5 protein-coding genes and 1 pseudogene are annotated in these 13,424 nt (G+C 71.6%); all 6 read right to left on the bottom strand.

The genetic code is table 11. The features are described from left to right. Positions 1-62: 62 nt before the first annotated feature. The gene (gene pbpC / locus V5F49_RS06040; protein ID WP_394115993.1) at positions 63-2,216 is read right to left on the bottom strand and encodes a penicillin-binding protein 1C; all 2,154 of its coding nucleotides are present in this window, start codon (positions 2,214-2,216) and stop codon (positions 63-65) included. Beyond that, positions 2,213-7,555, bottom strand: a complete 5,343-nt coding sequence (locus tag V5F49_RS06045) for an alpha-2-macroglobulin family protein (RefSeq protein ID WP_394115992.1) — start codon at positions 7,553-7,555, stop codon at positions 2,213-2,215. Before V5F49_RS06045 ends, pbpC begins: the two co-directional genes overlap by 4 nt. A 297-nt stretch (positions 7,556-7,852) precedes the next feature. After that, positions 7,853-8,443 carry a glycosyltransferase gene (locus V5F49_RS06050; protein WP_394115991.1) on the bottom strand — a complete coding sequence of 197 codons (591 nt, stop codon included), beginning with the start codon at positions 8,441-8,443 and terminating at the stop codon, positions 7,853-7,855. 142 nt (positions 8,444-8,585) lie between these two features. Beyond that, complete coding sequence (locus V5F49_RS06055; protein WP_394115990.1) at positions 8,586-8,774, bottom strand: hypothetical protein; 189 nt, start codon at positions 8,772-8,774, stop codon at positions 8,586-8,588. A gap of 172 nt (positions 8,775-8,946) precedes the next feature. Further along, positions 8,947-12,115: pseudogene (locus V5F49_RS06060) on the bottom strand (efflux RND transporter permease subunit). Positions 12,116-12,119: 4 nt separating this feature from the next. After that, positions 12,120-13,298, bottom strand: a complete 1,179-nt coding sequence (locus V5F49_RS06065) for an efflux RND transporter periplasmic adaptor subunit (RefSeq protein ID WP_394115989.1) — start codon at positions 13,296-13,298, stop codon at positions 12,120-12,122. Between the last annotated feature and the right edge of the window lie 126 nt (positions 13,299-13,424).

Here is a 13,424-nt window from a genome sequence, read left to right on the forward strand (position 1 = left end):
TCGTTTCCTCCCAGTGCCTGTCCCGCCCGCCGAAAGGTGGCGCGGGACTTTCTTTTTTGCGCCTACTCCACCCGCACCGTCACGCTGTCGGACAGACCGGCTGCGTCGATCACAGTGAGGCGCGCGAAGCCGCGGCCGCGCGGCGCCCAGAACAGCGGGCCGCGATCCTCCACCCGCGCCACCGGCTGGCCGTCCAAAAGCAGGGTGACGGGAAAGGTGCCGCCATCCACCTTCAGCGCCAGCGTATCGACATCGGTGCCGGAAACGCGCGCCCCGTCAGGCGGATAGACCACCTGAAGCGCGTCCTCCTGCCGCGTGCGGCCGAAATGGCGCTGCGGCGGCGGCAAGCGCGCATTCACCGCCATGACCGCGCCGCGCGGCGCCGGGCCCAGGGTCGCCGGCGTGCGCACGATGCGCGCGAAGGCGTCGAACAGCAGCGGCGCGGCGGCGGCGCGGCCGGTCAGGTCCGGCACCGCCTGCCCGTCCGGCCGGCCCACCCACACACCCACCGTGCGGCGGCCGTCGAAACCCACGGCCCAGCTGTCGCGATAGCCGTAGGACGTGCCGGTCTTGAAGGCGATGCGCCCGCCCAGCGCATTCTCGGGCGCCGGCGTGCCGAGGAGGCACTGGCCCACGTACCAGGCCGCCACCTGATCCACCAGCATCGCCCGGCGGGGAGCGGCGAGCGCGCCGGCATCGCGCCGGTAGACCAGCGGCCGCGCCTCGCCGCCATGGGCCAGAGCGCCATAAAGCATGGTCAGGTCCACGAGGCGGATGCCGACACCGCCGAGCCCCATGGGCAGCGCCGGCGCGGCACCGGGCGGCAGCTCCAGCCGGGCGCCGGCCTGCTGCATGCGGGTGGCGAGCCGCTGCGGCCCCACCGCCTCCAGCAGCCGCACCGCCGGCACGTTGAGGGACAGTTGCAGCGCCTTGCGCACCGACAGCGTGCCCTGGAAGCTGCGGTCGAAATTCTCCGGCCGCCAGGCGCCGAAGCGGGCAGGCCGATCCTCGATCAGCGTCTCGGGATGGGCGATGCCGTCCTCGAAGGCGAGCGCATAGATGAAGGGCTTGAGCGTCGAGCCCGGCGAGCGCACCGCGCGGGCGAGATCCACCTCACCGGCGCGGGCGCGGTCGAAGAAGTCGGCGGCGGCCACATAGGCGCGCACCTCGGCGCTGTCGTTGTCCATCACCACGATGGCGGCGGACAGGCCGCGGCCGAGCGCACGGGTGCGCTCGCGCACCAGATCCTCCAGCCGTTCCTGCAAGGGCGCGTCGAGGGTGCTCAGGTGGCGCGGGGCGGTCGGCCGCTGCGCCACCAGATCCACCGCGAGGTGGGGCGCGAGCTGCGGCATGGGGCGGCGGACCGAGGGGATCGGCTCGGCCTTGGCGAGGCGCACCTCGTCCGCCGCCAGCAGGCCCTGTGCCAGCAGCCGGTCCAGCACCCGGTCGCGGGCGGCACGGGCGCGCTCGGCGAAGCGGTCGGGACGGCGGGCCTCGGGCGACTGGGGCAGCGCCACCAGCAGGGCCGCCTCGCCGAGGGTCAGCCGGCGCGGCTCCTTGCCCAGATAGGTGAGGGAGGCGGCGCGCACCCCCTCGATGTTACCGCCATAGGGCGCGAGCGTGAGATAGAGGCCGAGGATCTCGTCCTTGGAAAGCCGCGCCTCCAGCTCCAGCGCGCGGCGCATCTGGGCGAGCTTGGCAGGAAGGGTGCGCGCGCGCGGCGGCAGGGTGAGGCGGGCCACCTGCATGGTCAGCGTGGAGCCGCCCGAGACCACCCGCAGCGAGGTGGCGGCCTGGCCGGCGGCGCGCAGCAGCGCCAGCGCGTCCACGCCGCCATGCCGGGCGAAGCGGCGATCCTCATAGGCGAGGATCATGGCCACGAGGCGCGGGTCCACGTCCGCCACCCCGGCGGCGAGGCGCCAGCGGCCGTCCGGCAGGGCGAAGGGGCGCAAAAGGCGTCCCTCCCGATCCACCACCTCGGCGGAGACGGCCGGCTCCGGTGGCGGCGGCGCCTTCGCCCGCACATGGGCGAGCCCGGCCCAGCCGCCGCCCGCGACCAAGGCTGCGGCCAGCGCCACGCCGGCGGCCAGCCACCGCCAGCCCCGGCGCGGCCGTGGCGGGGGGATGGCCGCGTGGGACGCAGGCGCCTCCGGCGCGGCCGGAGCCGGCGCGACGGGAGCGGGCCCGTCCGGTCCGGATGGTGCCGGCGCGTTCATCGGGCGGGTGCGACCTCCATGGTGCCGGCCGCCGTGCGGGCGAACCGCTCGGGCCGGTACATGTCCTCCACCACCGCGGGCGGGTGGGCGTAGCGGCCGGGCGAGACGGCGCGCACCGTGTAGGCGACGATGAAGGTGTCGTCGCCTTCCTGCCGCGTCACCGAGGCGACGAAGCGGTCATCGCGGAACTCCACGTGGCCGGCCTCGCTGGTCTCGTCGAGCCAGGTGAAGCCGCCGTCGCCGCCCTGCACCAGGCTCGGGTTCTCGATCTCGAAGCCGGCCGGCAGGTAGTCCACCAGCAGCACGTCGGCCAGCGCGCTCTGCGCCTCGCTGAACGAGAGCACCACGGCAAAGCGCTGGTTCTGCACCGCCTTGGAGGGATCCGCCGGCTTGCCGTCGAGGGTGAAGTAGCGCCGCTCCAGGGTGAAGCCCTTGGCCACCGGCGGCTCGGGCGCGAGCGGGGCGCCGTTCACCCCGATCACCACCTTCACCGGCTCGGTTCCGGCATTGCGCAGCACCAGCGGGCCGGCGTCGAGGTCCGTCCGCGACAGCTTGCGGCCGAACGGCCCGCGCGCGAGCCCGCCGTTGACGTCCAGCGCCATGTTGGCGGCGCTGGCGACGAGGGTGCGGGCGGCGAGCACCAGCCACGCATTCTCCTGCGTGGAGGTACGCTCGGTGCGCACCCGTGCCGCGTCCACCCGCGCCAGCGCCACGTCGGCCAGCTTGTCGAGGCCGGCCTCGCGCGCAAGCACGGTGAGGGCAGCCGCATCGCGCAGCACCGAGCCGAAGTCGGACCGGCCCGCCACCGGGGCGCCGGGATTGGCCGGCAGCCCGTCCAGCGCCACGTTGAAGGCCCGCTCGGCGCGGCCGCGATCCCCCAGCAGCGCGAGCGCGGCGCCCACCTGCCCCTTGGCCAGCGGGGTCGCGAGGTCCTTCAGCCGCGTGTCGGCCAGATAGCGCAGGTCGCCCAGCGGCGCGCGGCCGTTGCGCGCCAGCACGTAGAGGGCATAGGCGATGCCCTCGCTCTGCGAGCGCAGGTCGGCGCCGGAGAGGTTCACCACGTTGCGCAGCCGGTCGAGGGCGAGGGCGAACGCCTGCTCCGGCACCGCGAAGCCCTTCTCCTTCGCCCGGGTCAGGAAATCGCCCACGTAGGCGTCGAGCCAGATGTCGGTGCCACCGGCGGTCCATAGGCCGAACGAGCCGTCCGAGCCCTGCCGCGCCAGCACCCGCACGATGGCGTCGCGGATGCGCTGGTCCGCTTCCGGATCGGCCGCGCGGCCCACCAGCACGCCGAGCTCGTTATAGGAGAGCAGCGGCAGCGCCCGGCTCGTCACCTGCTCGGTGCAGCCATACGGGTAGCGGTCGAGGGCGGCGAGGAGGGCCGGCACGTCGATGGTGCTGGAGGGCGTCACGCTTACCGCCACGCTGCCGGTGCCCGGCAGGAGATCGGCGAGCAGATCACGCGAGACCGCGATGCTCTCCCCCGGCGCGAGATTGCGCACGGTGCGCCGCTCGATGTCCGGATAGGCCGGGCGCACCATCATCTCGTAGGTGCGCACGATGTCGAGCCCCTGCCCGCTCAGGCGCGCGGTGACCGTCGCCGGGCCGGCGCCGCGCCCCTCCAGCGACAGGCGCACCGACTGGCGCTGCTTGGCCGCCAGCGTCACCGGCGCTGCCGGCGCGCTCACCACGGCCGCGCCGGTGGCGGAGACATCGAGCCGGTAGTCGCCGTCCGGCGCCTCCACGTTGGTGAGGTCGAGGTTGAGGCTGGAGCGGTCACCGGCCGCGAGGAAGCGCGGCAGGGTGGCGAGCATCACCACCTTGTCGCGCACCACCACGTCGGTCGCCGCATGGCCGAGCTTGCCCGCGCTCCAGGCGATCGCCATCACCCGCGCGGTGCCATCGAACGCCGGCACGGGGAAATTGACGGTGGCGGCGCCGTCGGCACCCACCTCCACGAGGCCGGAGAACAGGGCCAGCGGCGGGCCGCTGGGCGGGCTCGCCAGCATGGCCTGCTCGCCGCCGTCGCCGCCGGAGCGCAGCCGTCCCGCCGCGCCCTGCATGCCGTCGATCAGCGCGCCGTAGAAGTCGCGGATCTCCGGCGACAGGCGCCGCTGGCCGAACACGGTCTGGTCCGGCGCCGGAGGCTTGTAGCCGGTGAGGTTGAGGATGCCCACGTCCACCGCGGCAACGGTGACATAGGCCTTCTCTCCCGCCGCGAGGCCGGTGACGCGCACCGGCACGGCGAGAGTGGTGTTCGGCCGCACCTGCTGCGGCGGGGAGAGCTCCACCTTCAGGGTGCGGGCGTCGCGGTCCACCGAGAACCACGCGAGGCCGATGGCGCGCCCGGGCATCCGGCTTGCCGCCACGTCGAGCGGGCGGTGCATGAAGGCGACCGCGTAGGCGCCGGGCCCCCAGCCGGCGCCCACCTGGAACGCCACCTTGTTGGCGCCCGGCTCCACCTTCAGCACCTTCTGCTCCAACAGCCCCTGGTTCAGCACCAGCACGGTGGCGGTGCCGGCCGCGCGGGCGGTGACGGTGGCGGTGAGCGTGTCGCCGGCCGCGTAGGCGGCGCGGTCGAGGGTCAGCTCCAGCCGGTCCGGCGTATCGGCGCTGGCGCCGCCGCCGAAGCCGGCCTCGAACGTGGTGCTGGTGAGCGGCAGCCCGTCGCCGGAAATCTCGAGCCGGTAGCGGCCGTACTCCGTCGGCACGGTCAGGCGGGCCGGGCCGTCGGCGCGGGTCTCGAGCCGCCCCTCGCCGACGCGGGTGACGATCTTCACCGGCTCGTAGTCCCACGATCCGCTCACGCGGTACCACTGGTAGCGGGTCTCCACGCGGGAGAGCTTCCAGCTGAGGCCGGGGGCGGCGAGCAGCTTGTCGTCGGTGCCGGCCACCACCACGTCGAACGCCGCCTGATCGCCCTCGCGCACGCGCTCGGAGAACAGCGGCTTCACGCCGATCTGGCTGCCCGCCGGCGCCACCGGCAGCACGATGGTGCGCTGGACCGCGCGGCCGCCGCTCTCCACCAGCCGCACGAAGGCCGCCATCTCCAGCGGACGGGCGGTGCGCGGCAGCTCGCCGGCGACGAGGCGGATGCTGGCCTTGCCGCGCGGGTCGGTGCGCGGCGCGTCGGCCACGGGCTGGCGCTCGGCCAGCACCTCGTCCTCGGCATTGCCGAAGCGGAAGCCGGTGAAGCCGGGACGCTCGGCGGCGGCGCGCAGCTCGGTCTCGGCCTCAACGTCGATGCCGGCGGCGGGTGCGCCGAACAGGAAGCGGCCGTCCACCAGCACCTCGGCCGGGCGGTTGCGCGGCAGGCGCGTCTCGCGGGCGGTCAGGTCGAACTCCACCCGGTCGGGCACATAGTCCTCGACCAGGAAGGTCACCTCGCCAACAGCGGGCGCCTTGGGATCGGTCAGCGCCTTCGCGCGCCAGGTGCCGGTCATGGCGCCCTTCAGCAGCGCCACGTCGAGGATGCGGCCTCCGGCGCCCTGGTCGGTGACCACCATCCGGCGATCGGCGACGCCGTCCGGCCGCACGAGTTGGATGGTCAACGGCAGGTTGGGCACCGCATCGCCCTTGGCGTTGCGCAGCAGGATGGTGAAATGCACCGTCTCGCCGGAACGGTAGACGCCGCGTTCGGTGGCCATGAAGGCGTCGAGCGCGCCCGGCTCCTCGCTGCCCGACACGCCGCGGTCGGTCAGGTCGAAGGCGGTCTCGCGCAGGGAGAGGAAGGCATAGTCGCCGTCATCGCTGCGCGCCGCCACCGCCTCCGGGCCGAGGCCCGCCGGCCCGCGCGAGAGGCCGGCATCGAAGCGGGCATAGCCGCTGGCGTCGGTGCGGACGGTGCCCAGCACCTCGTTGGAACGGGCGATCAGGCGAACCTCCGCTCCCGCTACCGGCTCGGCGGTGCCCAGCGCGCGCACCAGCACATGCACGCCGTCGGTGCCCGAGAGCGCGGTGAGGCCGAGGTCGGAGACGATGAACCACTGGGTGGCGAGGGTGGAGAAGTCATCGTCGTTGCCGGTGGCCTCCGGCAAAGCGGTCATCACGTAGACGCCCGGCTCCAGCTTGCCGACCGCCTCGGTGACCGGCACGGCGGTGGTGACGTCCACGTTCAGCGGATTGTCCACCTCCAGCGTGCCGTTGAAGATGGCGATGGCGGTGCCGTCGGCGAGGCGCTCGCGGGTGTAGCTCTCCAGCCCCTGGCGGAACTCGCCCTGGATGGCGGTGGGCACGAGGCCCCGGTCGCCGATGCGCAGGATGTTGATCTTCACCGCTCGGGTGTTGACCGAGGTGATGGGGATGCCCTTCTGGCCCGTGCGCGGCAGCACGTAGTTGCGGCCGCTGAAATGCACCGAGGGCTGGCGGTCGCGCACATAGATGGAAAGCTCGGTGGCCTTGCGCAGCTTCTCGCCGGTGACGGAGGGGATGCCCGGCCGCACTGCGAGCCGGTAGCGCTCGCCGTGCTTCAGGCCGTCCACGCAGATCTGCCGCGCCTCCCCCGAGATGGCCGGCTTGTCGATGCCACCCACCTGCACGAAGGCTGCGAAGTCGATGTTGGCGGCGAGGTCCTCGGAGAACTGCACGCAGGCGCGCGGCGCGGCTGCGTCGGATTCCACCGTGTAGTCCACGAGGCGGAAGCCGTGCTCCTCCTTCAGCTTGTCCAGGAAGGTGCGGTCGGCGGCGTTGTCGCGCAGCTCGATGGCGACCTTAATGGTGTCGATGGCGGCGTTCCACAGGCGCCTGTCGGCATAGACATGGCCGATGAAGGAGAGCGCCTCGCCCTCCTCCGCGCGCGTCGCCGCGCGGCGGTAGGAGATATAGGCGGCGGCCAGCGCGTTATCGACGAAGGAGGAGGCATCCTCGTCGTCGTTCGGCTTGATGGCGGCGAGCGCGCGGGCGAGCCGCAGCCACACCGCGGCGTCCTGCGCCTGCGCCACCGCGAGGCTGGCATAAAGCTCGGCCGCGGCGCGGGCATCGTTGCGCTGCATGGCCTGGGCGGCGTCGCGGCGCACCTTTTCGAGCGGCTGGGTGGGCGCGAAGACCTCGCGCCGGAGGTAGCGCTCATAGCGGCGCTGGCCGCTGATCAGGTCGGAGCGCTGGAAGGTCTTCAGGCTCGCCGGCCGGGGCGGCAGCGGGGTCTGTGCCTGCGGCGCCTGCGCGGGGGTGGCGGAAGGCACCGGCGCCGCCGGGCGCTGCACCTGCGCCAGCAGCTGGCCGGCTGCCCACTCGCGCTCCTGCGCATGCCCGGCGGCGGGCGCGAGGATCGGCGCGGCAAGCGCGGCAGCGGCAAGGCACAGCGCCGGGCCGATATGACGGAGACGACGGATAAGGTCCATGGACCGCTCCCTCGGTGCAAGGCACCGTTAGGGAAGGCGGGGCGCGCGCCGCGGTAAGGGAGCATGCCGCGCGGGGCTTTCCACCCGCGCCGGCTTCCGCCCGCAGATCGTTCGACCGGCCTCCTCACGAGAAATGACCGACCGGTGCCCGCTGCCTCATCTGAAAAGCAGCTGGCCCGACCCCGCATCGACATCTATGCGCAAAGCTGTGGCGTTCGCCAAGGGGGTGTTTGGGGAACGCACCGCAAAGAAACGGCCGGTCCAGCGCGGTTTGCCCCGGCGACGGCTGGGGCGCGATCAGGCGGCGGTAGCCGGCAGCAGCACATGCGGCCGCAGCAGGTGAATGCGGCGTCGGCCGATGCGCGAGAGGAAGCGTCGTTCCGCCCGCCCCCCGGCGGGATGCCCGCCGAGGCGGTCGTAATTCCGGTGGGCGATGAGCAGTCCCTGCCCCGGCTCCGGCAGGCCGAACAGGGCGAGGCGCGCCACCGCCATCGCCTCGCCCAAACGCGGGCCGAGGCCGTAGCCATCCACCGCCAGCCGGAAGGTGCCGGCCATGCGCTCGGCCTGGCCGCGCCGTTCCACCGTCTCGATGAAGGCGGTGACCTCGCGCGCCCAGCCCTCTTCCAGGATCGAGCGATCGGACAGGAACAGAAGCCAGCTGCCGCGCGACTGCGCCGCCCCCTGCCTGAGGCGCATGCCCATGTCGCTCACCGACTGGAGGAACGCGCACCCCGCCGCGTCGGCGATGGTGGCGGTGCCGTCGGTGGAGCCGTGGTCCACCAGCGTGACGTCGCGCAGGATGCCGGCCGTCACGCCCTGCACCAGAGCGGACAGGACGGGCACAAGCTGGCGCTCGGAATTGTGCGTTGCGATGACGACCGACAGCACCGTAAACGTTCTCTGTGCGCGTTCCGTCAGCTATACCGCCGCTTCCGCGCGCCGTCGATGCCGCAATGCCGCACAGGCCCGGCCCTCCCGGGGAAGGAGCATGGACCGCGCCTGCTCGCTGCGTGACGGAGGCCGCGCCGGGCTATTTCGGGCAGGGCACTTCCTTGTAGACCGCATCCGCGAACTGCTTGACGCCCACGTTGATGCGCAGCGGCGAGGTCCAGGTCTGGTAGGTGACGATGCCGCGCGTGATGGACACCACCTTGTAGTTCTCGGTGCCCTTCGTCTTGTAGCACTTGCCGGCCTGAATATCCTCTTCCTTCAAAGGCATGGCTGAAATTCCCGGGAAAAGATCCAAAAAATGGACGACCAGTATGCGCGCCCTGCTGCAGTGCGGCAAGGCGGCTGCCGCCGCCCCACGGATTGCGGCCGCCGCAGCCATACGCGGCGGGGCGGCCTGAGGCCGGAGCCCGTTCCTCAGCCCCTTCCCGTGGCGCCTGCCGTCAGTGAGCGCCGCCGCCTTCCGCCGGCGTGGCGGGCGGCGCGCTCGTTTTGGGGCGGGCGCCCGGCCGCAGCTTCTCGCGCAGGCCCTGGAACATCACGTACAGCGGCGGGATCACGAAGATGCCGAGGAAGGAGGCGGCGATCATGCCGCCGAACACCGGCGTGCCCACGTTCTGCCGCGCCATCTGCGCCGCGCCCTGCGCCACCACCAGCGGGTAGAGCCCGAGGATGAAGGCGAGCGAGGTCATCATCACCGGCCGGAACCTGAGGCGCGAGCCTTCGGTGGCCGCCACCAGCAGGTCCTCGCCGCGCTCGCGCCGCTCCTTGGCGAACTCGACGATGAGGATGCCGTTCTTGGCGGCGAGACCGATCAGCACGATCATGCCGATCTGCCCGTAGAGATCGAGGGTGAGCTGGCCGATGACGATGGCGGCATAGGCACCCAGCATGCCCACCGTCACCGAGAGCAGCACCGGCACCGGGATGGACCAGCTTTCATACAGCGCCACCAGGAACAGGAAGGCGAACAGCACCGCGAACGCGAGGATGGTGCCGGTCTTGCCCTCCGCCCGCTTCTCCTGGAACGAGGTGTCGGTCCACGCGCCGGAGAAGCCCTGCGGCAGCGTCTTGGCGGCCACCTCGTCCATGGCGGCGAGCGCCTGGCCGGAGGAGATCCCCGGCGCCGGGGTGCCCTGCACGGTCACTGCCCGCTTGTTGTTGTAGCGGATCAGCGCCGGCGGCCCCACCTCCACCCGCACCTCGACGATGGAGCGCAGCGGGATCATCTCGCCCTGATTGTTGCGCACGTGGATGCGGTAGATGTCGTCGACGCTCTTGCGATCCTCGCCCTCCGCCTGGACCTGCACCTGCCAGGTGCGGCCATAGAGGTTCATGTCGTTGACATAGAGCCCGCCCAGCGAGGTCTGCAGCGCGGCGAACACGCTGTCGAGCGGCACGCCCAGCACCTGCGCCTTGTCGCGGTCGATATCGAGCTGGATCGAGGGGTTGGTGGCCGAATAGGTGGAGAACACGCGGGGTGAGGCGCGGGTCCTGGTTGGCGGCGATGAGCAGGCCGCGCAGCACCTGCGCCAGCACCTTCGGATCGCCCGCCCGCAGGTCCTGCAGCACGAAGGAGAAGCCGCCGCCGGTGCCCAGCCCGACGATGGGCGGCGGCCCGAGCGGCACCACCGTGCCGCCGGGGATCATCCGCATCTTCTCGCCGAGGCGGGCGAGCACGGCATTGGCGCTGTCGCCCTTGCCCTTGCGGTCCTCGAACGGCTTCATGGTCACGACGATGAAGGCGGCGTTGGGCTGGGAATAATTGTCGATGAAGTTGAGGCCGATGACGGAGGTGTAGTCCTCCACCGTGTGCTCTTCCTTCAGCAGCGCCTCGGCCTTGCGGATCACGTCGGTGGTGCGGCCCACAGAGGCGCCGCCGGGCAGTTGCACGACCACGAAGAAGGCGCCCTGGTCGTCCTCCGGCAGGAAGCCGGTGGGCGTCACCTTCGACAAAGCGAAGATGCCGCCCGAGGCCACGAACACGCACACGAGGCCGATGAGCGAAAAGCGCACGAGCCGCGCCACCGCCGCGCCATAGGCATCGCGCACCTTGTCGATGACGCGCATGACATAGCCGATGGGCCCCTTCTTCGGCCCGTGCGACGGCTTCAGCAGGATGGCGCACAGCGCCGGCGAGAGGGTGAGCGCGTTGATGGCCGAGAGGAACATGGCCACCGCCACCGTGATGGCGAACTGGCGGAACAATTCGCCCGAGATGCCGGGGATGAAGGCCACCGGCACGAACACCGAGAGCAGCACCAAAGTGATGGCGATGATGGGGGCGGTGATCTCCGCCATGGCCTTCTTGGTGGCGTCGGCGGGGGAGAGCTCGGGATGCTCCTCCATCACCCGCTCGACGTTCTCCACCACCACGATGGCGTCGTCCACCACGATGCCGATGGCGAGCACGATGGCGAGCAGCGACACAGTGTTGGCCGAATAGCCGATGGCGTTCAGCACGATGAAGGTGCCGATCAGGCTCACCGGCACCGCCAGCGTCGGGATCAGCGTGGCGCGGAACGAGCCGAGGAAGAGGTAGACCACCAGCACCACGAGGATGAACGCCTCGATCAGCGTCTTCTGCACTTCGTGAATGGTGTCGGTGACGAAGACGGTGGGGTCGTAGGTGATCTTCCAGGCGAGATCGTCGGGGAAGGCCTTTGCCAGCTCGTCCATGCGCGTGCGGACGGCGTTGATGGTGGTGATGGCGTTGGCGCCGGGCGACTGGTAGAGCGCCAGCACCGCCGCCGGGCCGCCGTTGAACAGGGTCTCGCGGTCGAGGTTGGCGGCGCCGAGCTCGAGCCGCGCCACATCGCCGAGCCGCAGCACCGAGCCGTCCGGATTGGTCCTGAGGACGATCTTCTCGAAATCCTCGACGCTGGACAGGCGACCCTTGGTGCGCAGGTTCAGCTGCAGCTGCTGGTCGTCGGAAATGGGCCGCGCGCCGATGCGCCCCACCGCCGCCTGGATGTTCTGCGCCTTGATGGCGTTCACCACGTCCTGGGTGGTGAGGTTCAGGCCGGTGAGGCGATCGGTCTTCACCCAGGCGCGCATGGCGTAGTCCTGCGGGCCCCAGAGCGAGGCGTCGCCGACGCCGGGAATGCTCTTCAGCTCGTCCAGGATGTTGATGGTGACGTAGTTGGAGATATAGAGCGGATCGTAGGTCTTCTTCGGCGAGGAGATGGCGAGCACGCCGAGCAGCGCCGACGACTTCTTCTTCACCGTCACGCCCTGGCGCTTCACGTCCTCCGGCAGCTTGGACAGCGCCACCTGCACCCGGTTGTTCATGTTGACGGTGTTGATGTCCGGATCGGTGCCGAGCTCGAACGAGCCGGTCAGCGTGTAGGAGCCGTCGTCGCCGGAGACGCTCTTCATGTAGATGAGCTTGTCCACGCCCACCACCTGCGCCTCGATCGGCTGGGCCACGGTGGAATCCACCACCTCGGCGGAGGCGCCGGGGTAGAAGGTGGTCACCGACACCTGCGGCGGGATGATGTCCGGATACTGCGCCACCGGAATGGCGAGCAGGGACAGGAGGCCGGCGATCACCGTCACGATGGCGATGACGATGGCGAGCCGCGGGCGGTCGACGAAGACGGAGGAGAGCATGGGCTCAGCCCTTCAGGCCGGTGGCCGGGGTGGCGCGCACGGCGGCGCCGGGGCGCAGCGCCTCGAAGCCCTCCACGATCACCGGCTCGCCGGCCTTCAGCCCGTCGGAGACCACGGCGTTGGCGCCGACGTTGCCGCCGATCTTGACCCGGCGGACCACCGCCTTGCCGTCCTCCACCACGAACACATAGATGCCGCCCTGATCGGCGATCAGCGCCGCCTGCGGCACCACGATCCGCTCTTCCGGCGTGCCGGCCTTCAGCTCGACACGCACCAGCTGCCCGTCCACCAGCCTGCCGGAGGGGTTGGGCACGTCGGCGCGCAGGATGACGGTATCGGTGCTGCGGCTGACGGAGACGTCCACGAAATTGATCTTGCCGACCTGGTCATACACCGTCCCGTCGGGAAACTTGACGCGCACCTCCACATTGGAGAGGTCGACCTTCCCCTCGTCCTTCTGCGCGGCCTGGTAATCGCGCTGGCTGACCGGGAAGGTGACATACATGGGGTTCTGGCTCACCACGGTGGCCAGCGGGCCGCTCTCCGGGCCGATGATGTGACCGCGGGTGAAGGCGGTGCGGCCGATGCGGCCGGCGATGGGCGAGGCGATGTCGGTGTAGCCGAGATTGATCTTCGCGGTGTTCAGCGCGGCCTCGGCGGTCAGCAGGGCGCCCTTGGCGGACTCCTCGCCGGCCACCGCCTGGTCTTTGGCCACCGCGGTGCCGGCATTGCGCGCCAGCAGCTCCTCGGCGCGCTCGCGCTGGATCTTGGCGAGGCTCAGGGCCGCCCTGGCGCGTTCCACCTCGCCGGTGGCCTGCTGCACGTCGGCCTCGAACGGCGGCTTCTCGATGCGGTAGAGCGGCTGGCCTTCCTTCACCGTCTCGCCCTCGGTGAACAGCACGGCTTCCAGCATGCCCTTCACCCGGGCGCGGATGTCCACCCGCTCGGGCGCCTCGACGCGCCCCACGAACTCCTGCGCATCGGAGACCGGCTGGAGGGTGGCGGGCACCACGCCCACCGGGATCGCGCCCGGCTGCTGGCCGGCCGCGGGGGCGGCGAGCAGTGCAAGCGCGGCGAAGGCGCCGCAGGCCGCCCGGACGGGGCCCGCGAAGCGGGCGCGCACGAGCGAAGGCGTTGCCGCGCGAGGCAGGATGGCGCGCTCCATGTCGTTTCCCCCGGTCATGCAGGCGCCGTCTCCGCGGCACCCTGCTCCGTGATGACGCAATCCCGAGACCGGGACCAAGGCCCGCCCCTATCCCCCGGGCCGGCCGCCCCGATCAACGGTTCCGGCATGAGCTTATCCCCGATC

It is taken from the genome of Xanthobacter lutulentifluminis, from assembly GCF_043194675.2.
In the GTDB taxonomy this organism is placed as follows: Bacteria; Pseudomonadota; Alphaproteobacteria; order Rhizobiales; family Xanthobacteraceae; genus Xanthobacter.

Excerpts from the sequence above, each read along its gene's own strand:
- V5F49_RS06065 (WP_394115989.1), bottom strand. The coding sequence starts at position 13,298 with ATGACCGGGGGAAACGACATGGAGCGCGCCATCCTGCCTCGCGCGGCA.
- V5F49_RS06045 (WP_394115992.1), bottom strand. The coding sequence starts at position 7,555 with ATGGACCTTATCCGTCGTCTCCGTCATATCGGCCCGGCGCTGTGCCTT.
- V5F49_RS06055 (WP_394115990.1), bottom strand. The coding sequence starts at position 8,774 with ATGCCTTTGAAGGAAGAGGATATTCAGGCCGGCAAGTGCTACAAGACG.
- pbpC (WP_394115993.1), bottom strand. The coding sequence starts at position 2,216 with ATGAACGCGCCGGCACCATCCGGACCGGACGGGCCCGCTCCCGTCGCG.